We start from the raw sequence: 22547 nt of genomic DNA, 5'->3' as shown, positions 1-22547 counted from the left end.
CCCCAGACTGACAGATGCTAAGGCGCGATCCCAACACTCCATTTGTAAGTATCAGGCCCATCTTCTCCGCTGGTGGCATCTGCTACAATCTGTGCATAACGTTCTCCAGCAAGTTCTCTTACCATCTGATCCACGACCCATTGCAGATGATGCATTTCATCGGTTCCGCCGTAACGACAAGCCAACTCAATAGCCCGCTCTATTCTTTTTTGTTCTTCAGTCATACTGAATCCTCACGCTTACATCAGCTATTCTGAAAACATGCACACTATAAATTGCGGCTGTCATTTCTCAGCCAGGCGCCTGCATTGCTGCCTCATTCCATCAAAAATACTTTCCGCAAGCTGCTGGGGGAACTGGTCCGGAAGAAGCCCGCTAACACGTTCAATGACACCCGGGGTTCTGGCGATGATTTCCTCTATCATCGCCTCTGTCTGCTGTTTACTCAGGCCGGTTATCTCACCATGCCTGATCCAGTGGCGTCGTTGTATTCGATATATCTGGTAATAGTTGCTACTGCCACGTACGGCCATCGCCAGTTTGCACTTCTGCCAGGATATCTGATTGTTCCCATGACCGATCACCGGCCATGCCGACAACACATCATAGAGTGGTGTAAGGTGATAACGTCCCTGTGGCCCAATAGAAATACTGAAATTTTTAGCGTGGCCATCTGTTGCGGCCATCATCCAGAAAACTATCTGCGTCATAAAAAACTGCGCTTTGTCACGCTCAGCACGGTCTGAATTACTCAGAACTTCCATAATTTCCGATATACCTGGCCCGCCGTCCGCCTGATATTTTCGTAATGGCGAAATGCCCAGGGCCTGACACATATCCTCCTGGGGTAAACGAATGATCCATTGTCCGTTTCCTGACCATTTTCGGTCAAAACGTTCTACCACCAGCGCTTTCTGATCTTCAAAGTGAGCAATCTGCGTTCTTGCCACGGGGAGCCCGTACTGTTCGAGAAGTACCGAGCAGAGCCATTCATTTTCAACCGACGAGCGCATGTCGGCTTTCATGTTCCCCACAAGTCCGAGCGGTAGCTTGAATATATGCGTCGTTGGTGTATTACCCTCCGGCATACACCACCGATCTTCATGCCACAGTAGGGCTGTTTTCTCCTGAGCACCGGCAATAGATAAACGTAAGTCGTCGTTATCTTCTGGCCTGCCCGGTAGCAATGTCTCCGTGGTATTACGCAAAGTTGCCGCAATTTCTGATTCAGTAAGCGGGTGATACTTCACGGAATATAAATCTGTGGGTTCATCTCCGTCATGAAGCAGCTGTATCGCGCCCACGCAGTCTTTTCCCAGCTCCGTCAGAAGATCAAAAGGCTCCAGGCTATCGGCCTTGTAACGCATTGCCAGACGTCTGCGTATGCCTTCGCTGTCCGGGAGTAAATTATCAAAATAGTCACGTACCACATTTCCACGCCAGACCTGGTTCCCGGGAGTAAAAGGAAGGGACAATGACAGCGGCCTTCCCTGTTCGTCTGCACTCCAGTCAGGAAGGTATTGTAAGCTGTCTACCCCTTTACTTTTTTCCCAGTATCCGACTTTGATTCCGTTCATCCAGATTGCCAGACGCTGCTGTTTCCGGCTCATATCGTTACCATTTCTCCTGTCGTGCAGGTGAGTTTGATTTAAGCATTTCTTCCGTCTGCTTCCCCTCTGAAGAGGCGGTTGTCGAGGAGAAGCTGATTTTTACGCCCAGGATAGAAAACACCTTGAATAGCCGTTCAATGCTCGCACTGGCAGGGTTGGCTTCCAGACGTGAGTATGTCTGTTGAGTGACCCCTAACCTTTCGGACAGGTCTTTTTGCGTCAGGCCATTCGCCTTGCGAAAACCAATGAGCAAGGGACGCAACTGGTTGAGCGTGTTTAACGGGTAATCATTATTGATCATAAGCTGGCCTCAGTAGTTCCTCTGATACACCTTGTACGCTGTTTTCTAAACATACACCCTAAAAGCTGTAATATCAAATTAACAGCCTAAAAGCTGTTAAATAGAGAGTACAACCTTTAGGCTGTTACTAAGTGGCAGCATAAATCTTTATGAGGTTTGATATGAGAGAACTATCAATAATAAGCCGTTACGCTCGTACAGCATCCGGTAAGAGAGCTGACAGATCAGGATCATCGGTAAACGAGAAGCGGAGTATCTTATGGCCCTGTTGTGAGCTGTATAAATAACTACGAGCTACTCTCTGCCTCGGGGAGGAGGCAGAGAGAGTATTAAAAGCAAAGGCAGACATTTTTAGCAGCTGGTGGGCTATGGGGTTCCGGAGGTGCTCCGGTGAATGTTACTTGACTGGCAAGTTTCCTGCTCTGATGGTCAATGCCTCGATGCTGTCTATATTGTTCTGAAGCCGTTCCAGTTCTGCCTTTTCAATACCGGCCCAAAGCTTTAAGTGTCGCTGATAAAGGGACCACTTGAGTGAGTGAAAACCATTCCAGGCCAACCCCATCCAGGAGGCGTAATTCGCATTGAGAATATTGCCGGTGATATACATTTTACCTGCGTTAACAGCACTGGAAGTTCCATAACCCAGGGCAAGCATCATCCGGAAGCGTGGATTTAGCCGCAACGGCATGGTATCCAGTAAGGTCTCCCCAAAAGCTCCTTTTCCCAGCGATACCTGTTTCGCCACATAGAAAACCCGCATCAAAACTTCCATTATGCTCATCGGAATACTTGTCACGATAAACTGACGAAAGTCATACCCGTTGACATACATGTACTCTATTTGTTTGCCGAAGTTAGAACTCCCCACAGGGATCCCCTCAAGCATACGAAGTAGCCCCATAAAAGGAGCCGGTAACCCCATGCCACGGTTTCCTTTTGCTGAGGGGGCATTAACATCCGATGCCAGGTGTCCAAACATTCTGGCGATGAGCCTGAAAATATTGGTTTCGTCTGTAACGCCTTTACTGGAAGGATAAACCACGATCTGTCCATTCTGAACCACCGTACAGGTCCCGTTCAGCATATCCTTTATACCGAAAATAATGCCCAGTACGGGATCGTGTGACAAAGCTCTTAAGCGGTGATTTGTGGGAGACAAAACGCCACCGGCCGCACCCACTAAATCGCTGCTGATCGAACTGTCTGGTGCCCCTATAGGGAACAAATCTGAGAGTTTTGTACTCAGGTCCTCCGGCAAAATGGCATTGAAGGCTTTCTGCACCTGTTTATTGAAAATACCATCCACTTCTGCCGTAAAGCTCACCGTAGGTTTTGGCGGGGCTCTGACGCAAAGTAAATCCAGCATGGATGCTATGAGCCCGCATCCGCAGGCAATAGCATAATCCCAGGCGTCGAGTGCGTAGCGATCATTAAATTCTTTAATATGATTCTGGATCCGGGCATCTACAACAGCCAAGTCATCCGTGGAGAGTATTGTGGCCAGTCCAATATCACCGCATACACGCTGGTTAGCCTCGCTATATATAGTCTTGAGACCAGTAGAATGCATGGCAGTATCTGAAGGGGTCATTTCTCGCAGATGATGTTCTTTAAGCGCCAGATGCTCCGCTTCATCAAGTTCAGTGCCGCTGATTAGCCCGGTCAACTGTGCCTTAAGGCTCTCTATATCACTGTTAATTGTCTCGTGAGCGTTCGCGATATCCTGACCACGGAGCTGAATATAACGGATGGCCCTGAACTCATCATCATAAGGAGACTGACTCATGTGTTTACCTCACCGCGACCAGGCTACCTTTTGGAGCTTTCTTAGTAAGCATGTCGATTGTTGCCTTGATGCCAGCAATTTCTGCCTTAAAATATTCCGCATTCGACATCAACCTTTCCTGAACTTCGTAGAGCTTTTGGATGGCCTGACTAAGGGCGGCTGTCAGTTTCGCATTTTTTTTGTGTTTCACTATCGCGTACCCGCCAATCCCTAACACAGCTACAGGTGCGGCCAATACCGCAATGCCTGCAACCATACCGCCACCGACGATAGACCCTGCTGTAGCGAGCCCGGAGGTTATGCCTGCTGCTGACACTCCCGTTGTACCAAGCGTATAGAGAGCACCGAAGGAAGCCGCTGCGCCTACGCCTGACCCCGCCAAAGCTGCTGCGCCCTCAGTAATACCCGGGAACTTATTTTCAAGCGCCTGAAGAGCACTTGTAACTTCATCCATTGCCTTCTTGCGAATTTTTTCGAGCTCTTCAGTTTCGGTAGCGTCCATTACAGGCCTCGTATTCATAACTTGCTGTGTGATAGGTGAAAAAGAGCACCATAAAAGTGATGAAGAAATCATGACTTACTATTGTGGCACTTTCGAGTTCATGTTTGTCAGTTTCAATGCTGTTGCTGTTAGTAAGGGCAGACGCCATATCGGGCAGACCCAAAATAACTATCGTGCCAGCGTCATTTTGGAACTGACTTTGCTAAAAATCAGTAGCGGACTGAACAGACATGTGTGGATTTGAATCTGGGCAGGTTCCAGACATTATTCCAACCAGACTTCCAATGACAAAATGCTCGTCATTCTCGGAGACGACATAGGGTCCACCAGAGCAACCATCGGTGTTGAAATGTGCTATTACAAAGCGAGTTGTGAGATGTTGGGGAGAATGATTTGAGCAATTTAAAGGCCAAATGCCTGAAACTTCACCAGGGAATGTCGAAATTGTTGTCTCATTCATTGGATATCCGACACCCAATGTACCCATGCCAGCTGCGGGAGCCAGGACCTTAAAGTAACTACTTACAGGCTGTTGTATTCCAGCTGGTAATACGATTTCTGCACTGTCAACAAACGGAATGCCGTCTTTAAAGTCTGCCCTGTCATTAGCCTCATTGAGAATGAAATCGACTAGAACAGGCTCTTCGTTCACCAGTCCTTGATGGTTAAGAAATTTGACGTAAAGTTTAAGTGTATTGCTGACGGGATAAATTTTTCCAAGAGCATTGGTAACAACATGGGCTGCGGTGAGAATCTTTTGCTGCTGACCATTATCGAAACCAAACGCAGTTGCTTCGAGATGGCTACTAAAATGAGGATCATTGCTTACATAGATTTTACAAACGTAGTTTTCAAACATTATTTCCTCCTTTTGCCGGTACCTAATCAGTTACACGGCTGCATGTTATAAACAACTAAACTCGCTTCCTGATATTTGAGTTTGTATGTTTTGCCAGGCACCAGCTCACCTCTGAAACACGGTTAGTCTCCTCCATGACATGGTTATGGCGATGGTCAGAAACTGTTATCGACGAAAGGCTGGAATTCCTTTAATGGCATTATCCATTTCAAGTCGTATGTCCTGAACGGGAGCGTATATTTTTATGATTCCAGATCTTAACCCTGAAACATTCCCCGTATCAAAACTGACCCGTTACAGATAAGTCACCACCGGTGCTGTCGATTAATTTAGTGAATTGCATGTCCTCATCCCATAAAGGGTAGGGCCTACCCCCGGCATCGAGCAAACCTGACCACCCTGCCCTTATTAAGACCCCACATGCGGCAATGGTGCCCTGTCCACGCCGCCCGCGAACTTTGAGGAAATGGGGAGAAAATAAAAAGAAAACAAAAAGTTATCGGCTGAAGTACCGGCGCAGATCGGGAATCAGGCGAAGCCTGACAGCACGTTAGGGCCTGGCAGGGGGCTTGAGGGATGAGGACATGCAATTGTGATAACCTTCCCGCCACGGGGTCGGTTAAATTCGTATCCTGCCGGTGCAATTCCAACGGCCGCGTTACCAGTTCGCCGGGTAGCATGGCCAGCAAAGCCAGGCATCGAGCACCCGGGTTTCACTGACGGCCGCTGCATAGACGCCGGTATCCGGGAAGAAATAAACCGGGGTGGCGTTGTTCAGCTGGTCGCCTTCATCGGCCAGAGCGCCGATCACCTCATGAGGCTTAAGCAGCATATCCGTTAAATATTCATCCGGGTGGATGGCATTCAGCGATATGGCCATCTCCAGAAATTCATCCAGGGTATGGCGGGTACGATACCCCCGGAAAACCTCGTATGAAGGCGTGACGCATTCACCATCCAGGGAACAGGCATCGTAACCGGCCAGCTGCTCTTCGGTGAGTCCGGAGGCATGCTTTGCCACAAGATTCGTAAATTGCTCTTTATCGTCCATCACAATCCTTACGCTGTAGGGGCCTGTTTGTGTTATCACTGCTTCCGGTTTTTACTTCGCACAACCCGGCAGGTATCCGGTCGCCCGGGCGTCCTTTGCGGTCTTGTTCGCCCTTCGCCTGAATTACGTCAAATCCCTTTCACTACCCGGCCGCAGGGTGACACCTCCCCTTTTCTCCGGAAGCGAAAGAGGAAGAACAGTTTAACAGCCCGGATCCTCAATAATTTTCGCGTAACGGACTAAATAACCGGTTTATGCAGCTTCTGATAACCACAGACCGCGATAGAATAAAACGTCTGGTGAGGAACCGGAGTGTTATGTAAGCGGGGGGTTTAACTGGGTATCTGTGTAGTCCTATTTAGCCAGATATCCCGAATAAAAACCTCAACGATTAGGTAAACGAAATGGATGGATTCTGGTCGATGTTCTGTTTGTTTGTCGTGGTAGTTTCACTGCATAAAGCCCTTTCTGTAGCAGCAGCACGAGCAGACGCAGCAAAATTAAATATGCTTCTCAGAATGAGAAAGTTTAAAAAGTAGCTTTCAAGACATCTGAGAATTCTTTTAAATCCTCAGAGGAAGTTATATGTTTAGGCTATTTGCAAACTAAGGTTGGAATTCCATCATTCTAGCCTTAGATCTTTGATCAAGTGAAGTTGCTCACTTGGTTGGATTTTACCGTTTCCTGACGGCTTTTCAGAAGCGAGGGCTGGTTGGAATGCCTTCCAGCTAGAAGTCTTGCAGATGCTCTCCGGGCATTAACTCATTGTCGAATCTGCACCAGTATCACTAGGTTGTTGAGCGGGCGATTAGCTTTTTCACTGAGCCGCTGTACACTCGACTGCTTCAAGAAGCACTACTTACCATTTGCCTGCCGTAAGGTCTGTTCTTAGCTGGATTTTTTTGGGAGGATACGCAGTCATGACAACTCAATCCAGCTCAATACAATACGCTTACGCGCTAGACGGCGAGGGCACCCTCACGCACATTGGCGCTGCCCTGCGCTCACATACTTACACCTGCCCAGGTTGTAAGAGCCCCCTGACCCCGGTAATGGGCGAGTTCAACGCTAAGCACTTTCGCCATTCGGAAGAATGCTGTGCCCTTGAAACCTATCTTCACAAGTGCGGCAAAGAAGCATTCTTCTATCGCTACCAACAAGCTCTCAGCCGTGAAATGCCTATTAGCCTTGAGCTGGAGCGCCGGGTTGCCTGTAATGGTTCTCGTTTAGCCTTGGTTAGAGACGAAGCACGTCAGTGCGTAAAATCCGTGCCTGCACGCTACAACTTGACTCAATTTTTCGATCAGGCAGAGCTGGAAAAACACGATAAGGTCACAGGGCTGCGACCAGACGTGATGTTGTATGATACGACTGGCGAAAGGCGTTGCTACGTAGAGATTTGTGTCACACACCCCTGCTCTCAAGACAAGATCGAAGCCGGTATCCCGATTCTTGAGTTTAAGGTCCAATCTGCCTCTGATATTCAGATGTTGCTTACCGGGGCCTACTCGATCAAGGAGAAGATCCTGAGAGTATTCAACTGGCTTCCCCCGTTTCAATCTGTGGACACCTGTAGCGGCGTCTGCTCAGTAGGTAACGTGGATATGTCTGTCTGGAGTTTAAGTGGTTCCGGCCGACTCAACGAACAAACGATGCCGCTCGCTGAAGTGGATTTAACAATCAATTCTGACGTGAACACATGGCCTAGATCGTTAGGGGCCGCTGAGCTGGCTGATAACTTACGAGCTTTTATCCGTCACGCCGATCCTCATTCACTATTTCCCAACTGCATTATGTGCGAGCAAGCAGGCCGATGGGAGGATGGCTATCTGCAATGTCACAGTAAGGCAAAGATCGTTCCCTACACCGAGGCCCGTCAGTGCGCCAATTACAAGGTTAAGGCATGACCAAAAGACTGACTTGGGAGCAGAAAAGTATTGTCAGCCATGACACCGGACATGCGTTGGTAAAAGCCGTACCTGGTAGCGGGAAAACAACCACACTTGTAAAGCGCGTTGAGCGGCTGGTCAAGACGGGAACTGATCCTCGCTCCATTCTGATCCTGATGTACAACAAGTCGGCGCAGGTGAGCTTCACGGAGAACTTGAAGACGGCACTGATGTCGAGCGTGATTCCAGAAATCCGCACGTTCCACAGCTTGGCCTTAAAGATTGTTGGTTACGGAGAACGCCAACAGATAATCAAGAAGAAAGACCTCATTACTCCAAGCGACTACCGCTATGAGCAACTGGTAAAGCAAGCCTACCGCTATGGCTTTGACCATGAGGCGAATTATATTGACCCCAATGAAATTGAAAACTTCGAGCTGTTTATTGCTCGCTGCCGGGCGGCGGCCGTAACTCCTGTTGATGCTGCCAATGATCCAACGTTCAGCAACATCAAACGGGAGTTTATTCACGCCTATGGCCGCTATTGTGAGCTGCTGGAGGAAAACAGTCTGCGAACCTTTGATGACTGTTTGATTGAGGCTGTCGCACTGTTGCGTAATGACAGCAGCCTTGGTGCCCACTTCAAGCACATCATTGTTGATGAATATCAGGACGTTAACCTGATACAGCATGACATGACCCGCTTGCTATCTAAGTCGGATACGTCGGTTATGGCTGTTGGTGATGTTAACCAGTGTATTTATGAGTGGCGTGGTGCTCGACCAGACTTTATCGGCGGACTGTTTGAAAGGCACTACCCGAATACGAAGGTGTTTCAACTGTCATGCACGTTCAGATTTGGCCATGAGCTTTCCTTGATGGCTAACTCGGTAATTCGGCGCAACTCTACAAAGCTGACCAAGCTTTGTGTCAGTCATCCTAGCACCCCCAAAACAGAGGTCAGATTGCACTTTGATAACTGCCTATCCAAGGTGCTATCAAACCTCTCGGTGAGCAGTGGAACACAAGCCATATTGTCCCGCACTAAGGCGAACCTTGCTGAGGCGGAAATTGCTTTACGCCTGTGTGGGCTACCTTATCGCTACCTCAATGGTTCAAGCGCATTACACACCCGCACCGAAATCGGGATACTGGTAGTTGGCGTCTTGCTGTCTGTGTACGGCGATCTGCGGCTACTGGAAAACCATCCCAACAAACAAGCGATTGTTTACGGCTTTCTGAAGGAGGCTGGTTTTAGATGGCAGAAAGGGCAATTCAAAGCGGCGCTCAGTGGATTGATGGCTCCGCACGCCGACCTATGGTCTGCTCTAGGTCAGTTATTCGAGGGCGCACAATACCAAAAAGATCGGCTGGGCAGGCTCGCCACTATCTGCCAGAAAGACGGAGAGGAAACGCCTGCTATCGATGTGTTACGACGCCTGAGTATGGAGGGTTTCATTGATAGTGTTGGCTCTGAGGGTGTAACTCGCACTGGATCGAACGACCAGCAACGAGGGGTCGTGAGGATCGGGGAGCTACTTGACTCCAGTAAGATCGATTCCCGCACGTTTTTAAACCTTATCTTGAATCCAGGCGAGGCTGCTACTGACTGCGATCCCTTCATCCTTTCCACACTGCATGGTTCCAAGGGGCTGGAGTGGGATAACGTAATACTGATCGGGGTCGTCTCAGAAAACGGAATCTATGGTCACTCCCGTTTTTGCAACACCGATTTTGACGACAAGTTGGCTTGCTTGAATCTATCCGGCGTCTGAATGGGATTTTATTCCCGCGCCTTGATGAGTTCCGCGCCTGATGAACCTCCAGAAAATATACGGCTTCAATGAGCCTTTCCGTTTTACAGGTTCCTCAACAGGCCGGTGGGCCGTTAGTATCATCAATATCAGTATTCGCAAAACCAGATCAGTAATTCTTTAAACCGGTGTATTTCTGCCGTTATGCTACATAAGTTTGCTGTCGTGCCGTTAGGGCCCAGGCTATTCTGGCCAGCTTGTTTGCCAGAGCACAAGTGACGACAAAGTTGCTTTTCCGGCACAGTAAATCCCTGACCCAATCGGCCAATTTGCCAGACTGGTGTTCCAGTTTTTGTATGAATACCCTGGCACATTGAACCAACAAAGTTCGGATCTTTTTATTACCTCGCTTACTAATTCCCAGCAATGTCGTCCTACCTCCCGTGCTGTACTGCCGAGGTACAAGCCCTGTTGCCGCCGCAAAGTCACGGCTGCTGGCGTACTGCTTCCCGTCGCCAATCTCAGTTGAAATAGTACTCGCTGTCAGTGTTCCGACGCAGGGAATGCTCAGCAAGCGCTGTCCAACCTCATCTTCGTCCAACTTTCGTTTCAACTGGGATTCCAAATCTTTAATCTGCTCAACAAGATAGTGATAATGCTGTTGTAATTTCAGCAATAACTGGCTGAGGTAAAGAGGCAAACTATTATCCTCAAGAATGGTACTCAGTCGGCTAATAACGGCAGCTCCTCGGGGAACGCTAATGCCAAATTCCAGCAGAAAAGCATGCATTTGATTGGTTGTTTTTACCTTATCCTGAACCAGGGATTCACGGACACGATGCAGAGCCCGCATTGCCTGCTGAGATTCCGTTCTGGGCTGCACAAAACGCATAGACGGACGCGATGCAGCTTCACAAATAGCTTCGGCGTCGACAAAGTCGTTTTTATTGCTTTTAACGAACGGGCGGACAAATTGTGGTGATATCAGCTTTGGGGAATGCCCCAACTCTTCCAACTTGCGTGCCATAAAGTGAGAACCGCCACAGGCTTCCATTGCGATGGTTGTAGCGGGGCATGTCGCCAAAAATTCGATCAACTTTGGCCGGGTAAATTTTTTACGGTAAACAGCCTTCCCGCGACGATCCTGGCAATGAATATGGAAAGAGTTTTTACCCAGATCGATACCAATGAGCGCAATGTTTTCCATGATAGTTCTCCGAATGAAAGCCTGTCCTCAGCATAGTACCGGGAAGGAGGGAGTGACCATCTCATTAAATAAAGCACGCTAAGCGTGCGTGGAGGCTGGCACCCAGCGGTACAGCGTCGGAATGGACACGCCGAGGTTCTTGGCCACGTCCTTGGGCGGCACCCCGCTGGCCAGCAGCTTCTTGGCCGACTCGATCTTGCTGTCGGTCATCTTCGGCTTGCGGCCGCCTTTGCGGCCGAGCTGCTTGGCGACTTCCAGCCCGGCGCGGGTGCGCTCGACGGTCAGCTCGCGCTCCATTTCGGCAAGGCTCGCCATGACGTGGAAGAAGAACCGCCCGGATGGTGTGCCGGTGTCGATGGAGTCGGTGAGGCTCCTGAACTGGACACCGTGCTTGTGCAGATCGCCGACCAGATCGACCAGTTGCTTGACCGACCGGCCCAGCCGGTCGAGCTTCCAGACGACCAAAGTATCGCCTTCGCGCAGCATTTCGAGCGTCTTGGCCAAGCCAGGCCGGTCTGCCCGCGTGCCACTCACCTTGTCCTCGAAGACCTTTTTACATCCGGCCTTGCTCAAGGCTTCGCGTTGCAGCTCCAGGTTCTGATCCTGCGTCGAGACGCGCGCATAGCCAATCAACATGGCTTGTCTCGCGCCCGGTCGATGCGTTCCTGCATCGCCTGCATCACTTCTTCGTGGGTGTACGATCTGGCGTTGGCGTCGGTGGCTTGCCGCAGGGCTTCCTCAACCTCGCGCGTCATCCGCTCGTAATCCTCCGGCCACAGCGCTTGCTCCATGCGCAGCGACGCCTGACTCAGCAGGTGCAGCAGGCTGAACAGCCGCATGTCGTTGGTGGCGACGATGCGCTCCCGAATCTGCTCCTGAATAGCTTCGCTAGCCCGATGCGCTTGTGGTGTGGCAGTCCCCTCGTAGTCAGCGGGGAATTCCGCTTCCTCGGCAATCCTTGCCCAGGCGCTGGCCAGCGCCTCGATGGTTGACGTGCTCATTTCCGCCGCTCCTGTGCTCTTTGGCGAATCAACCGGCCAAGGGGCCTCGACGCGAAAACCAGCAGCATCACGCCTATCGGATACCAGGTCGAGAAGACCACCAAGGCATCGAAGGCTGGCCGTCCGGTGTTGGTAGGCAGTACGGCGGTCACAGCCATCAACCCGCCGACCGTCCAGATGATGCGCCACACGTAGGGCATCACGCGGGGCACGTAGCCGTCATCGAAAGCGGTCTGGTAGTAGCGGCGCAGGCCGCGCTCGGCAAGCGCCTGGCGCTGCCGCTCCGACAGCGCATCCGTCCGGCCATACCAGCGCCGGAATGGTGGACAGCGCAGCAGCAAAGGGGTGAAGAGGATCATCACCGCCACGATCGCGACACCCCACGCCATGACGGCGCCGGCATCGGGCCGCTTGGCGTTCTCGATCACGGGCGCGAAGACGCCCGGAGCACCGATCATCCAGAACAGCGCAATGTGCTGATGGAAGGAGAGCTTCATTTGCTCATCCACTTGCGCAGCAGGCGCTTTTTCAGGGAGGCGCGTTCTTGCGGGTTGCGTCCCTTGTGATTGGCGATGCGATCCGCCGTGGCGGCCTGGCGCTTGACGGGCCAGTAGGAGCGGCCATCCTTGCCCATCGACCAGACGCTGCTGGCCTGGTTTTCCAGCAGGGGCAGATGGGCGCTCAGGGCTTCGGGCGACGCGCTGGTCAGCGCCGTGCGCTCACGGGTGCGCCAGCGCTGATGCCAGAGCTTCTTGTCCTCGCGCTCGCTGCCGCAGGTCGTGTGCCCGACGATGGGTGTTTTGCGGCGGCTGCGGCTCATAACGTAGTGGTCTCCAAGAACATTCAGGACTGATCCCAGGCGTCGATGGTCAAGACCTGATCGGCAGGACAGGCGGCTACGCGGTCGGGAACTGGATGGTGTTCAGTCTCATGCCGACCCCATTCGATTGATCGCGTCGCTTGCGGCACGCTGCGACGCAAGGAGGTTTGCGACCTGGTTTAGCAGCCGTGTCCGCTGCATGTCTGTTACCTATCTCCCCGACCGCTCATTGGACCAACTCCAGAGATTGGGCTCTATCGCTCAGCCAATACGAAACCGGCATTGGCTGATGCCACAACCGAGACTAACACAAATGGCTCGGTACCTGTATTTCGCGCCCCGTGCACTTGGCCCGGTCTTGCCACGGCTATCTCACCTTCCCTGAGGGCACGAACAATCCCATTGCCCTGAAAGTAATCAGCCATTCCCGACAAAACAGTCCACGTGTCTTGGCCGTGAGGATGAATGTGAGCCGCAATTTCCTGCCCGGGATGGACATGCCAAACCACGATAATTGAGTCTCGGGTTTCAAGCACAACGGAACGAATAGGCTCGCCTTCGGACGGCTGAACATACTCGGCTACAGAAAATATTCTCGATTCAACAGTCATCGGAGATCCCTCTTTCACAGTTGTCGTTACGGTCTTCATCGTCGGCATCCTGACGCACGGCGGGCAATTGCTGGAGCAACGCCGGCAGCCATTCCTGTACCGTCTCCCACACCACATCGAGGTTGATGTCGAAATAGCCGTGAGCCATGCGATTACGCATATTGCGCATGCTGCGCCACGGCACGTCGGCATGCGCCTGGGTGAACTCGACGTAGCCATCCATCACCTTTGTGGCCGCCTCGCCGATGACGATCAGGCTCATGATGACGGCCTGCTGGGTGCGCTTGTCGGCCAAGAAGTCGTCCTTGGCCATCCCTTCCACGAAGCTGCGCGCATCGGTTGCGGCCTGCTGAATGTGGTCGAGGTAATCGGGCAGGCGGTTCTCGCTCATATCGGTTGCGCCTCCGCGAGCACCTTGGCCCGGAACTTCGGCGGCAGGTCGCCGGGAGTCAGCAGATCGACGTCAACGCCGAGCAGCGATTTCAGTTCTTCTTCCAAATCGCCCAAGTCCAACAACGTGGCACCGGGCAGCGCATCGACCAACAGGTCGAGGTCGCTGCCATCCCGGTCGGTGCCATGCAGCACCGAGCCGAAGACGCGCGGGTTCGCGGCGCGAAAGCGGCCTACCGCTTCACGCACTGCGCTTCGCTTCATGTCAAGCACAACAGACGGTCGCATGCGCATCCTTTCTTATCGAAACTCGTTGAGATGATATGCAATCAAGAATAGAATTTCAAGAACTATTTTCGAGAATCGCAATGCCTTGATTCCCGTGCCGCGCCTGTCATTTTCAGAAGGTGACTGCACGGAATATCAAGAGTCGGCTGCACAGTCTTTTCTGATCTGTGGTCGTCTCAGAAAACGGAATCTATGGTCACTCCCGTTTTTGCAACACCGATTTTGACGATAAGTTGGCTTGCTTGAATCTATCCGGCGTCTGAATGGGATTTTATTCCCGCGCCTCGATGAGTTCCGCGCCTGATGAACCTCCAGAAAATATACGGCTTCAGCGAGCCTTTCCGTTTTACAGGTTCCTCAACAGGCCGGTGGGCCGTTTGTATCATCAATATCAGTATTCGCAAAACCAGATGAATGATTGTTTAAACTGGTGTATTTCTGCCTTTATGCTTCGTAAGTTTGCTGTCGCGCCGTCAGTGCCCAGGCTATTCTGGCCAGCTTGTTTGCCAGAGCACAGGTGACGACAAAGTTGCTTTTCCGACACAACAACTCCCTGACCCAGTCGGCCAACTTGCCAGACTGGTGTTCCAGTTTTTGTATGAATACCCTGGCACACTGAACCAACAAAGTTCGGATCTTTTTGTTGCCCCGCTTGCTAATCCCTAACAATGTCGTCCGACCTCCCGTGCTGTACTGTCGGGGTACCAGCCCTGTTGCCGCCGCAAAGTCACGGCTGCTGGCGTACTGCTTCCCGTCGCCAATCTCAGTTGAAATAGTACTGGCAGTCAGCGTTCCAACGCAGGGAATACTCAGCAAGCGCTGTCCAACCTCATCTTCGTCCAACTTTCGTTTCAACTGAGATTCCAGATCTTTAATCTGCTCAACAAGATAGTGATAATGCTGTTGTAATTTCAGCAGTAACTGGCTGAGATAAAGAGGCAAACTACTGTCCTCAAGAAGGGTACTCAGTCGACTAATAACGGCAGCACCTCGCGGAACGCTGATACCAAATTCCAGCAGAAAAGCATGCATCTGATTAGTTGTTTTCACCTTATCCTGAACCAGGGATTCACGGACACGATGCAGAGCTCGCATTGCCTGCTGAGATTCGGTTCTGGGCTGCACGAAACGCATAGATGGACGTGATGCTGCTTCACAGATAGCTTCAGCATCAACGAAGTCATTTTTGTTGCTTTTAACGAATGGGCGGACAAATTGCGGTGATATCAGCTTTGGAAAATGCCCTAACTCTGCCAGCTTGCGTGCCATAAAGTGAGAACCGCCACAGGCTTCCATCGCGATGGTTGTTGCTGGGCATGTCGCCAGAAATTCGATTAGCTTTGGTCGGGTGAATTTTTTACGGTAAACGGCCTTCCCACGATGATCCTGACAATGAATATGGAAAGAGTTCTTACCCAGATCGATACCAATAAGCGCAATGTTTTCCATGATGGTTCTCCGAATGAAAGCCTGTCCTCAGCATAGTACTGGGAAGGAGGGAGTGACCATCTCATTAAATAAAGCACGCTAAGCTGTGGAAGCCCCTGCCAAGCTCGTTCCACCTTGCAACGACGCAATCAGCGGACACGAAACATTCCCCTGCCGCGAATGGCAGGCGCACACCAGGTCAGACAGCACAGCCTCCATGCGCGCCAAATCGGCCATCTTCTCGCGCACGTCTTGGAGCTTGTGCTCGGCCAGGCTGCTGGCCTCCTCGCAGTGGGTGCCATCGTCGAGCCGCAGCAACTCGGCGATTTCATCCAGGCTGAAGCCCAACCGCTGGGCCGATTTCACGAATCGCACCCGTGTCACGTCCGCCGCGCCATAGCGGCGAATGCTGCCATAGGGCTTGTCCGGCTCGGGCAACAAGCCCTTGCGCTGATAGAACCGGATGGTCTCCACGTTGACGCCGGCTGCCTTGGCAAAAACGCCAATGGTCAGGTTCTCCAAATTATTTTCCATACCGCTTGACTCCGTACATGAGTACGGAAGTAAGGTTACGCTATCCAATTCAAATTCGAAAGGACAAGCCGAGGAAGGTAGCGGACGACTCATTGGGGTACAGGCAGTGGCCCCGGAAGCGGGCGAGCTGATCCAGACGGCGGTGCTCGCGATCCGTAACCGCATGACCGTACAGGAACTGGCTGACCAGTTGTTCCCCTACCTGACGATGGTCGAGGGGCTGAAGCTCGCGGCGCAGACCTTCACCAAGGATGTCAAACAATTGTCCTGCTGCGCAGGATGAAAGGAGATGGAACCATGAAGCTCGCCCCATATATTTTAGAACGTCTCACTTCGGTCAATCGTACCAATGGTACTGCGGATCTCTTGGTCCCGCTACTGCGGGAACTCGCCAAGGGGCGTCCGGTTTCACGAACGACACTTGCCGGGATTCTCGACTGGCCCGCTGAGCGAGTGGCCGCCGTACTCGAACAGGCCACCAGTACCGAATATGACAAAGATGGGAACATCATCGGCTACGGCCTCACCTTGCGCGAGACTTCGTATGTCTTTGAAATTGACGACCGCCGTCTGTATGCCTGGTGCGCGCTGGACACCTTGATATTTCCGGCGCTGATCGGCCGTACAGCTCGCGTCTCATCGCATTGCGCTGCAACCGGAGCACCCGTTTCACTCACGGTTTCACCCAGCGAGATACAGGCTGTCGAACCTGCCGGCATGGCGGTGTCCTTGGTATTGCCGCAGGAAGCAGCCGACGTTCGTCAGTCCTTCTGTTGCCATGTACATTTCTTTGCATCTGTCCCGACGGCGGAAGACTGGGCCTCCAAGCATCAAGGATTGGAAGGATTGGCGATCGTCAGTGTCCACGAGGCTTTCGGCTTGGGCCAGGAGTTTAATCGACATCTGTTGCAGACCATGTCATCTAGGACACCGTGATCGGATATCGACCCAATGTTCTACGGCACCGGCATCGGATTCGCAGCGCGCGGATTGAACTCGGCGAAACGGTATATGCATTGCCGTGAACCGACCAAAAGGAGGTGTTCGATGAACGCCTACACGGTGTCCCGGCTGGCCCTTGATGCCGGGGTGAGCGTGCATATCGTGCGCGACTACCTGCTGCGCGGATTGCTGCGGCCAGTCGCCTGCACCACGGGTGGCTACGGCCTGTTCGATGACGCCGCCTTGCAGCGACTGTGCTTCGTGTGGGCCGCCTTCGAGGCGGGCATCGGCCTCGGCGCATTGGCGCGGCTGTGCCGGGCGCTGGATGCGGCGAACTGCGATGAAACTGCCGCGCAGCTTGCTGTGCTGCGTCAGTTCGTCGAACGCCGGCGCGAAGCGTTGGCCAATCTGGAAGTGCAGTTGGCCGCCATGCCGACCGCGCCGGCACAGCATGCGGAGAGTTTGCCATGAACAGCCCCGAGCGCATGCCGGCCGAGACGCACAAACCGTTCACCGGCTACCTGTGGGGCACGCTGGCCGTGCTGACTTGCCCCTGCCACCTGTCCATCCTCGCTGCCGTGCTGGCCGGCACAACCGCCGGTGCATTCCTTGTCGAGTATTGGGTCATCACGGCGCTCGGTTTGACCGGCCTGTTTCTTCTGTCACTGGCGCGGGCGTTGCGGGCATTCAGGGAAAGATCATGAGCGCTTCCCGGCCGGATGGATGGACTACGGCGGAGGGCCCAAGCGTTCGAGCGCGGGCAAGGCTTTCTGTTCGCAAAGCCGATGCCGGCGGCGGCATTCGCCGTCTTCGTCAGTCAATGGAGGGGTGCCACCATGAATGCAAATGATCCGACCGCCACCAGTTGCTGCGTGTGCTGCAAGGAAATTCCGCTCGATGCCGCCTTCACACCGGAAGGCGCGGAGTACGTCGAGCACTTCTGCGGGCTGGAGTGTTATCAACGTTTCCAGGCGCGGGCCAGCACTGCGACCGAAACGAGCGGCGAACCGAACGCTTGCGGTTCGCCGCCGTCAAATTGAGACAAACCACGCTTTCGCTACGTCGCCTCATGTCGGCATCAAATTCGGCTGAGTAGCTTCTCGCCATCTGGACGTAGCTCGCCCTTGGGTGAAATATGCCGATACAGGGTCTGCCGCGTGATGCCAAGTTCCTGGCACAGGTCGCCGACCTTGGTCTCTGACTGCCCCATTGCCGCCATCGCCAGCCGCAGCTTGGCGGCGGTCATCTTGAACGGCCGGCCGCCTTTCCGGCCGCGTGCCCGTGCTGAGGCCAGGCCCGCCACGGTGCGCTCGGCGATCAACTCGCGCTCGAACTCGGCCAGCGCGGCGAAGATACCGAAGACCAGCTTGCCGGCGGCGGTCGTGGTGTCAATGGCCGCGCCGTGCCCGGTCAGCACCTTGAGGCCGATGCCGCGTCCGGTCAGGTCATGGACGGTATTGATCAGATGGCGCAGGTCGCGCCCGAGCCGATCCAGTTTCCAAACGACCAACGTGTCGCCTGGCCGTAGTGCCTTCAGACAGCTCGCCAGACCGGGACGATCCTCGCGTTTTCCGGACGCTTGGTCTTCATAGAGATGCGCCGGATCAACACCGGCCGCGACCAGCGCATCGCGCTGCAAGTCCGTCGCCTGGGAGCCATCCGCCTTCGATACTCGCATGTAGCCAATCAGCATCTTGTACCTGTCACATATACGTTCGATTATGTGACAGTTTGCATCGGGAAGCTCTGCACGTCAAAATTTGTCACTTAACCCGTCATTCTGTCTAAGGCATGCAAAGGGTAGGCTAGGCTCATAATGTGACAGAAATTCCGGGGGGATGCCTTCCTTCGCGAAGGTGGCGCGCAACTGTTCCAAGGAAGCGGGGTCGCGCCGACCATAGGAAGCCAACGCGAACAGCGAGCGTGCCGTCTCGGGGTTGTGTCGTGCTTCAATGATGGCCTCATCAATGGCCTGGATTGCACGCTGCCAGTGATCGACGGGTTCGGGCTTCGGCGCTTTCGCCGGCAGGCCACTGGTGAACCCGGTTTGGGGCTCGGACCAGAATAGCTTTGCGTGCTCGCCTGGCGGGCTTATATCCCTCACCTCAATCAAGCTGATTGCCGTTGCCGCCGCCTCCAGCATCTGCAACCGTACTGCCGGGTTCAGGGTTTCATACGGTCGCCACAGACTTTGCCCAGCACGCAGCGGATGCCCGCAGCATTCCCAGATTTGGCGGAGATACCCCGCGTAGGTGCCGCACGTCGAAAGCGGGGTGTTCAGCTCATCGAGCAGCGTGCGTAGCAGCCTAAACCACAATCCGGCGTGGATGCGTCGGCGCGGCAACTCCACGTGGCCGGTCGTCAGTGCCTGCCAGGTACGCTGGTCCATCGCCGCAATCGCGTCGCTGGCAGTGCGCGGTTCGGCGTCGGCGTTCTCCCAGCCGAGAAACCGCCCTGGCACGCCCCAATAGGATTCCAGCCAGCAGCCATGCAGTGGGCAGCTCAGCATCAGGGGCAGCTTCCACGCGAGCAGTACGGCTTGGTTCTCCGGATCGTTCAGACAGAGCGGGCAGGCGCGATGTATCGGCTGGCTGGGCAGCCAGGCACGCCAGCTCGTGATGGATCGCGTCCTACGGCGGAGTTTCGGCAGCAGCACCGAGAGCTGGAACGCATAGGTTTCCAATGCATCTGGAATCTGATCATCAAGGCTGTCCAGTAGCCAAGGCACCCAGCCGGCGAAACTCATGCAACGCAGCCGGTCCGGCTCGATGCCGCTCCGCTGGGAGAGCATCGCCAGCAGCGCCAGTGGTGGCGCGGTGTCCAGGTCATCAACCTGGCCGTGACCAAGATCGTGCTCCAGCAGCTCGGACACCTCCATGTGATAGCAAAGGGCCACGCGGTTGAGCCACGAAGACAAGGCTTCGCCTTCCCTGGGAGCCGGATGCAGTGGCCAGTGTGGCGCTGGCTTCACATCAGTTCCCGCTCGAATTGCCGCCGCCGCTCGCTGGGACCGGTGTAATCGGCCATGCTGAGCGTGCGATGGTTGATCGCTTCCTCACCGCTCTCCACGGCAGCGACGGCCGCCGCCATCAACAGGTGCGCCAGCTCGCCGATGGTGCCCTCGCTGCGCGTGAGCAGGTAGCGGGCCATATCCAGCGTGGCAATCGACGAGGGTCGCCGCAGCGGGAGCGAAGCCGCGAAGCTGGCCAGCAGTGAGCAGCAATCGTCGTTGGCCTCCCACACCGGCAGCATCATCGGCTCGAAGCGGTTTTCCAACTGGTCGTCCGAGCGGATCGCCAAGTAGGCATCGCGTGTGCCGACCCCGACCAGCGGGATGCGCAGCTCGTTGCCGAGGAAACGCAGCAGGTTGAGGAATTCCCGGCGGTTGACGCTGTTGCCGGCCAGGACGTTGTGCAATTCGTCGATCACCAGCATGCGCACGCCGACCTTGCGTAGCAGTGCCAGCGCCAATTGCTCCATTTCCGGCAGCCGTGGGCGCGGGCGCAATGGCGCGCCCATCGCGGCAAGTAGCGCGACGTAGAAGCGGATTACCGACGGTTCGGATGGCATCTGCACGACCAGTACCGGAATGTGCTCCTGGTCGGCGTCGGAGCTGGCCGGGTGGGTGCGGCGGAATTTCTCGACGATCATCGACTTGCCGTTGTTGGTTGGACCGACCAACAGCAGGTTGGGCATGCGTTGTTTGTTCGGCCACGCATACAGGGCTTCCAGCCGATTCAGCGCCTCGACTGCTCGCGGATAGCCGATCCAGCGGTCAGCGCGAAGGCGATGGATGCGTTCGTCCGCCGGAAGACGGGCCAAGCCCTGGGCCACCGGCATCAGGTGGGACAAGTCGATGATGGGATATTCTTCCACGGCTACCACTCCTCAATCTGGTCGAACGGTTTGGCAGGTGGCTGGTTGTCTGCCTGCGGGTCAGCCATGTCCGCGTCCGGTGGTGGCGTGGTTTTGAAAAGAACTGCCGTTGCCTTGAGATGCTGGCGTCGATCCGCGTCGCGCCGCGCCTTGCGCGTAGCTTTCTGCGCGGTGGACACGATTTCGCGCATCTGGCCGATCATGCGAAACAGCGCCGACTCATCCACCTGTTCGCGCCCTTGCTGCCGCAATTTCGCCAGCGCCTGTCGTTGTTCCCAGAGGGTGACAGCCGGGTGCGACAAGGTGCGGTATGGAATTTCCAGATAGTGCTGCCCCTCCGGCTCCAGCACCCAAATGCGGCTGATGTCGCGCGGGTCGCGCCGGATCAGGAACGCAGGCAAGCGGTCGCGCCGAGCTATCCACGGCTTGAGCGCATCGGCGTAGTAATGGATGTGGTCGATGACGAAGCCGGTGCGGGTCAGCGTGCGGCGGATGATGGGCAGAAAATCGACCAGAAAAGCCGTGGTGCGAGTGATGACGGTTGGCACGCCGGTCCGCGCGATAGCTTCGGCCCAGCGCGCTGCCGGCGGCTGGAGCAGGCCGTTGTGCACGGAGCCGTGGTAGGTGCCGACCGCCAATGTGAGCCAGCGCTCCAGCTCACGCAGCGTCAGGGCGGCCTTGTTTTCGGAATCGTAGTCGCCGCGCTGGTCAGGGTTGGAGAAGGTCGTCCCTGGCAATTCGTCGTGGATCATCTGCATCGCCGTGCCGATGATCCGTTCCACGATGCCGCCGTAGTGCGGCTGCCCGAGCGGGCGATAGTCAAGCCGGATGCCATGCTGCTCGCAGCCTCGGCGTAGCGCTTCGCTCTTGAACTCGGCCGCGTTGTCCAGGTAGAGCAGCCTGGGCTTGCCGCTCATCGGCCACTCCATTTCTATGTTCAGACCCTCCAGCCAGGGACGCTTGTCGCAGGCGACATGCACAAGGCACAGGCCGACCGAAACAGATGACGGCGCTTCCAGCGTGACGACCATGCCGAGCACGCAGCGGGTAAACACGTCGATGGCGATGGTCAGATACGGACGGCCAATCGGTTGCCGGTCGCGCTCGTCCACCACGATCAGGTCGATGACCGTGTGATCAATCTGCACTTGTTCCAGTGGCGCGGTCACGGCGGGAGGCTCACCACCGACACCTTGCAGGCTGCGGGACGCATCCTGACCTTCCCGGCGGCGAGTGGCCTTGAGCGGATCGAGGCCGGCGATCCGCAGAGCCACGGTGTTGCGCGCCGGCGCCCGCAGCTTTTGCGCTTTGCAAGCCTGCGCGACCTCGCGGTGGAACGCTGCCAGGCTACGCTTCTGCTTGGTCAGGAAGCGCTTTTGCAGCAACTCGCGGATGATGCGCTCAACTGATTCCGGCAAGCGTCCCTTGCCTTTTCCGCCGCCGGATCGGCTGCGAGCCAGGTCCGTCACAAGCCCAGCACCTTGCCGGGCACGGCGGATTAGGACATACACCTGCCGCCTGGACAGGCCAAGCGCGTGAGCAGCGGCATCGGCGGCTTCATGCCCGACCACATCAAGCGCTGCCAGCGGCCCGATGATTTCCGCCCGTTGCCGGGCCTGCGCCCAAGCCGCATCGGGCAGGGTGGCCACGCCTTGCTCGGCAATCAATGATGTGTCTGACGCCATGCTCACACCTCGC

27 protein-coding genes and 1 pseudogene are annotated in these 22547 nt (G+C 54.7%); 7 read left to right on the top strand and 21 right to left on the bottom strand.

Features of this window, described 5'->3' with window-relative positions:
- Positions 1-17: 17 nt before the first annotated feature.
- The 7 genes from ACQG22_RS24005 to ACQG22_RS23975 form a co-directional block, all read right to left on the bottom strand.
- Entirely contained in the window at positions 18-224 is a 207-nt protein-coding gene (locus ACQG22_RS24005; protein WP_000134171.1) for a hypothetical protein, read from the bottom strand.
- A gap of 60 nt (positions 225-284) precedes the next feature.
- Positions 285-1610 carry a type II toxin-antitoxin system HipA family toxin gene (locus ACQG22_RS24000; protein WP_000088044.1) on the bottom strand — a complete coding sequence of 442 codons (1326 nt, stop codon included), beginning with the start codon at positions 1608-1610 and terminating at the stop codon, positions 285-287.
- Positions 1611-1614: 4 nt separating this feature from the next.
- Positions 1615-1908 (bottom strand): helix-turn-helix transcriptional regulator, encoded by a 294-nt coding sequence (locus tag ACQG22_RS23995; RefSeq protein ID WP_012477377.1) that lies wholly within the window; start codon positions 1906-1908, stop codon positions 1615-1617.
- Between the two features lie 400 nt (positions 1909-2308).
- Positions 2309-3697, bottom strand: a complete 1389-nt coding sequence (locus ACQG22_RS23990; protein WP_000083579.1) for a hypothetical protein — start codon at positions 3695-3697, stop codon at positions 2309-2311.
- 4 nt (positions 3698-3701) lie between these two features.
- Positions 3702-4199 carry a membrane protein gene (locus ACQG22_RS23985; RefSeq protein ID WP_000340139.1) on the bottom strand — a complete coding sequence of 166 codons (498 nt, stop codon included), beginning with the start codon at positions 4197-4199 and terminating at the stop codon, positions 3702-3704.
- A 202-nt stretch (positions 4200-4401) separates the two neighbouring features.
- On the bottom strand, positions 4402-5058 hold the full coding sequence (locus tag ACQG22_RS23980) for a trypsin-like serine protease (RefSeq protein ID WP_000462754.1): 657 nt from the start codon (positions 5056-5058) through the stop codon (positions 4402-4404).
- 658 nt (positions 5059-5716) lie between these two features.
- Positions 5717-6109 carry a hypothetical protein gene (locus ACQG22_RS23975; RefSeq protein WP_000341066.1) on the bottom strand — a complete coding sequence of 131 codons (393 nt, stop codon included), beginning with the start codon at positions 6107-6109 and terminating at the stop codon, positions 5717-5719.
- Between the two features lie 920 nt (positions 6110-7029).
- Here ACQG22_RS23975 and ACQG22_RS23970 point away from each other — a divergent pair.
- Complete coding sequence (locus ACQG22_RS23970; RefSeq protein ID WP_000211823.1) at positions 7030-8016, top strand: hypothetical protein; 987 nt, start codon at positions 7030-7032, stop codon at positions 8014-8016.
- A complete protein-coding gene (locus ACQG22_RS23965) occupies positions 8013-9773 on the top strand; it encodes an ATP-dependent helicase (protein WP_031942310.1) in 1761 nt (586 codons plus the stop codon). Before ACQG22_RS23970 ends, ACQG22_RS23965 begins: the two co-directional genes overlap by 4 nt.
- Before the next feature lie 181 nt (positions 9774-9954).
- Here the strand turns inward: ACQG22_RS23965 and ACQG22_RS23960 are convergent, their stop codons facing one another.
- The 10 genes from ACQG22_RS23960 to ACQG22_RS23915 form a co-directional block, all read right to left on the bottom strand.
- Positions 9955-10959, bottom strand: coding sequence for an IS110-like element IS4321 family transposase (locus tag ACQG22_RS23960; protein WP_000427623.1), 1005 nt, complete (start codon positions 10957-10959; stop codon positions 9955-9957).
- 78 nt (positions 10960-11037) lie between these two features.
- On the bottom strand, positions 11038-11595 hold the full coding sequence (locus tag ACQG22_RS23955) for a recombinase family protein (protein WP_003100847.1): 558 nt from the start codon (positions 11593-11595) through the stop codon (positions 11038-11040).
- Positions 11589-11960 (bottom strand): hypothetical protein, encoded by a 372-nt coding sequence (locus ACQG22_RS23950; protein WP_021243030.1) that lies wholly within the window; start codon positions 11958-11960, stop codon positions 11589-11591. Before ACQG22_RS23950 ends, ACQG22_RS23955 begins: the two co-directional genes overlap by 7 nt.
- A complete protein-coding gene (locus ACQG22_RS23945; protein WP_003100856.1) occupies positions 11957-12457 on the bottom strand; it encodes a hypothetical protein in 501 nt (166 codons plus the stop codon). Before ACQG22_RS23945 ends, ACQG22_RS23950 begins: the two co-directional genes overlap by 4 nt.
- Positions 12454-12780 (bottom strand): hypothetical protein, encoded by a 327-nt coding sequence (locus ACQG22_RS23940; RefSeq protein WP_003100858.1) that lies wholly within the window; start codon positions 12778-12780, stop codon positions 12454-12456. The genes ACQG22_RS23945 and ACQG22_RS23940 overlap by 4 nt, the downstream gene beginning before the upstream one ends.
- Before the next feature lie 254 nt (positions 12781-13034).
- Positions 13035-13391, bottom strand: coding sequence for a cupin domain-containing protein (locus tag ACQG22_RS23935; protein ID WP_000215515.1), 357 nt, complete (start codon positions 13389-13391; stop codon positions 13035-13037).
- Positions 13381-13782, bottom strand: a complete 402-nt coding sequence (locus ACQG22_RS23930; RefSeq protein ID WP_001293886.1) for a HepT-like ribonuclease domain-containing protein — start codon at positions 13780-13782, stop codon at positions 13381-13383. The genes ACQG22_RS23935 and ACQG22_RS23930 overlap by 11 nt, the downstream gene beginning before the upstream one ends.
- A complete protein-coding gene (locus tag ACQG22_RS23925) occupies positions 13779-14069 on the bottom strand; it encodes a nucleotidyltransferase family protein (RefSeq protein WP_001247892.1) in 291 nt (96 codons plus the stop codon). The genes ACQG22_RS23930 and ACQG22_RS23925 overlap by 4 nt, the downstream gene beginning before the upstream one ends.
- A 444-nt stretch (positions 14070-14513) precedes the next feature.
- The gene (locus tag ACQG22_RS23920; RefSeq protein WP_000427614.1) at positions 14514-15518 is read right to left on the bottom strand and encodes an IS110-like element IS5075 family transposase; all 1005 of its coding nucleotides are present in this window, start codon (positions 15516-15518) and stop codon (positions 14514-14516) included.
- A gap of 78 nt (positions 15519-15596) precedes the next feature.
- Positions 15597-16031 carry a mercury resistance transcriptional regulator MerR gene (locus tag ACQG22_RS23915; RefSeq protein WP_010981353.1) on the bottom strand — a complete coding sequence of 145 codons (435 nt, stop codon included), beginning with the start codon at positions 16029-16031 and terminating at the stop codon, positions 15597-15599.
- Positions 16032-16098: 67 nt separating this feature from the next.
- On the opposite strand from ACQG22_RS23915, the pseudogene ACQG22_RS23910 reads away from it, so the two are divergent.
- From ACQG22_RS23910 to ACQG22_RS23890, 5 genes and pseudogenes are all read left to right on the top strand, one after another.
- Positions 16099-16314: pseudogene (locus ACQG22_RS23910) on the top strand (mercury(II) reductase); the annotation flags it as partial.
- Positions 16315-16328: 14 nt separating this feature from the next.
- A complete protein-coding gene (merB, locus tag ACQG22_RS23905) occupies positions 16329-16967 on the top strand; it encodes an organomercurial lyase MerB (protein WP_000761850.1) in 639 nt (212 codons plus the stop codon).
- A gap of 111 nt (positions 16968-17078) precedes the next feature.
- Positions 17079-17444, top strand: coding sequence for a mercury resistance co-regulator MerD (gene merD / locus ACQG22_RS23900; protein ID WP_031942307.1), 366 nt, complete (start codon positions 17079-17081; stop codon positions 17442-17444).
- Positions 17441-17677, top strand: a complete 237-nt coding sequence (gene merE / locus ACQG22_RS23895) for a broad-spectrum mercury transporter MerE (protein WP_005413392.1) — start codon at positions 17441-17443, stop codon at positions 17675-17677. Before merD ends, merE begins: the two co-directional genes overlap by 4 nt.
- Positions 17678-17809: 132 nt before the next feature.
- Entirely contained in the window at positions 17810-18013 is a 204-nt protein-coding gene (locus ACQG22_RS23890; protein ID WP_005413391.1) for a DUF3330 domain-containing protein, read from the top strand.
- Between the two features lie 38 nt (positions 18014-18051).
- Here the strand turns inward: ACQG22_RS23890 and ACQG22_RS23885 are convergent, their stop codons facing one another.
- From ACQG22_RS23885 to ACQG22_RS23870, 4 genes are read right to left on the bottom strand one after another with little or no spacing between them, the layout of a single operon-like run.
- The gene (locus tag ACQG22_RS23885) at positions 18052-18666 is read right to left on the bottom strand and encodes a recombinase family protein (RefSeq protein WP_010981357.1); all 615 of its coding nucleotides are present in this window, start codon (positions 18664-18666) and stop codon (positions 18052-18054) included.
- Between the two features lie 60 nt (positions 18667-18726).
- The gene (locus ACQG22_RS23880) at positions 18727-19944 is read right to left on the bottom strand and encodes a TniQ family protein (RefSeq protein WP_011405615.1); all 1218 of its coding nucleotides are present in this window, start codon (positions 19942-19944) and stop codon (positions 18727-18729) included.
- Positions 19941-20849 carry a TniB family NTP-binding protein gene (locus ACQG22_RS23875; protein WP_000393453.1) on the bottom strand — a complete coding sequence of 303 codons (909 nt, stop codon included), beginning with the start codon at positions 20847-20849 and terminating at the stop codon, positions 19941-19943. The genes ACQG22_RS23880 and ACQG22_RS23875 overlap by 4 nt, the downstream gene beginning before the upstream one ends.
- A gap of 2 nt (positions 20850-20851) precedes the next feature.
- Entirely contained in the window at positions 20852-22534 is a 1683-nt protein-coding gene (locus tag ACQG22_RS23870) for a Mu transposase C-terminal domain-containing protein (RefSeq protein ID WP_010791757.1), read from the bottom strand.
- Positions 22535-22547: the final 13 nt, after the last annotated feature.

This window comes from Enterobacter cloacae complex sp. 309I3 (genome assembly GCF_050031595.1).
In the GTDB taxonomy this organism is placed as follows: domain Bacteria; phylum Pseudomonadota; class Gammaproteobacteria; order Enterobacterales; family Enterobacteriaceae; genus Enterobacter; species Enterobacter cloacae.
The sequence above is the reverse complement of the archived record's forward strand: the minus strand, read 5'-3'. Positions and strand labels throughout refer to the sequence as shown.

Bases quoted from the DNA above. Each gene is read 5' to 3' on its own strand.
- ACQG22_RS24005 (WP_000134171.1), bottom strand. From the start codon at position 224: ATGACTGAAGAACAAAAAAGAATAGAGCGGGCTATTGAGTTGGCTTGT.
- ACQG22_RS24000 (WP_000088044.1), bottom strand. From the start codon at position 1,610: ATGAGCCGGAAACAGCAGCGTCTGGCAATCTGGATGAACGGAATCAAA.
- ACQG22_RS23990 (WP_000083579.1), bottom strand. From the start codon at position 3,697: ATGAGTCAGTCTCCTTATGATGATGAGTTCAGGGCCATCCGTTATATT.
- ACQG22_RS23985 (WP_000340139.1), bottom strand. From the start codon at position 4,199: ATGGACGCTACCGAAACTGAAGAGCTCGAAAAAATTCGCAAGAAGGCA.
- ACQG22_RS23980 (WP_000462754.1), bottom strand. From the start codon at position 5,058: ATGTTTGAAAACTACGTTTGTAAAATCTATGTAAGCAATGATCCTCAT.
- ACQG22_RS23975 (WP_000341066.1), bottom strand. From the start codon at position 6,109: ATGGACGATAAAGAGCAATTTACGAATCTTGTGGCAAAGCATGCCTCC.
- ACQG22_RS23970 (WP_000211823.1), top strand. From the start codon at position 7,030: ATGACAACTCAATCCAGCTCAATACAATACGCTTACGCGCTAGACGGC.
- ACQG22_RS23965 (WP_031942310.1), top strand. From the start codon at position 8,013: ATGACCAAAAGACTGACTTGGGAGCAGAAAAGTATTGTCAGCCATGAC.
- ACQG22_RS23960 (WP_000427623.1), bottom strand. From the start codon at position 10,959: ATGGAAAACATTGCGCTCATTGGTATCGATCTGGGTAAAAACTCTTTC.
- ACQG22_RS23955 (WP_003100847.1), bottom strand. From the start codon at position 11,595: ATGTTGATTGGCTATGCGCGCGTCTCGACGCAGGATCAGAACCTGGAG.
- ACQG22_RS23950 (WP_021243030.1), bottom strand. From the start codon at position 11,960: ATGAGCACGTCAACCATCGAGGCGCTGGCCAGCGCCTGGGCAAGGATT.
- ACQG22_RS23945 (WP_003100856.1), bottom strand. From the start codon at position 12,457: ATGAAGCTCTCCTTCCATCAGCACATTGCGCTGTTCTGGATGATCGGT.
- ACQG22_RS23940 (WP_003100858.1), bottom strand. From the start codon at position 12,780: ATGAGCCGCAGCCGCCGCAAAACACCCATCGTCGGGCACACGACCTGC.
- ACQG22_RS23935 (WP_000215515.1), bottom strand. From the start codon at position 13,391: ATGACTGTTGAATCGAGAATATTTTCTGTAGCCGAGTATGTTCAGCCG.
- ACQG22_RS23930 (WP_001293886.1), bottom strand. From the start codon at position 13,782: ATGAGCGAGAACCGCCTGCCCGATTACCTCGACCACATTCAGCAGGCC.
- ACQG22_RS23925 (WP_001247892.1), bottom strand. From the start codon at position 14,069: ATGCGACCGTCTGTTGTGCTTGACATGAAGCGAAGCGCAGTGCGTGAA.
- ACQG22_RS23920 (WP_000427614.1), bottom strand. From the start codon at position 15,518: ATGGAAAACATTGCGCTTATTGGTATCGATCTGGGTAAGAACTCTTTC.
- ACQG22_RS23915 (WP_010981353.1), bottom strand. From the start codon at position 16,031: ATGGAAAATAATTTGGAGAACCTGACCATTGGCGTTTTTGCCAAGGCA.
- merB (WP_000761850.1), top strand. From the start codon at position 16,329: ATGAAGCTCGCCCCATATATTTTAGAACGTCTCACTTCGGTCAATCGT.
- merD (WP_031942307.1), top strand. From the start codon at position 17,079: ATGAACGCCTACACGGTGTCCCGGCTGGCCCTTGATGCCGGGGTGAGC.
- merE (WP_005413392.1), top strand. From the start codon at position 17,441: ATGAACAGCCCCGAGCGCATGCCGGCCGAGACGCACAAACCGTTCACC.
- ACQG22_RS23890 (WP_005413391.1), top strand. From the start codon at position 17,810: ATGAATGCAAATGATCCGACCGCCACCAGTTGCTGCGTGTGCTGCAAG.
- ACQG22_RS23885 (WP_010981357.1), bottom strand. From the start codon at position 18,666: ATGCTGATTGGCTACATGCGAGTATCGAAGGCGGATGGCTCCCAGGCG.
- ACQG22_RS23870 (WP_010791757.1), bottom strand. From the start codon at position 22,534: ATGGCGTCAGACACATCATTGATTGCCGAGCAAGGCGTGGCCACCCTG.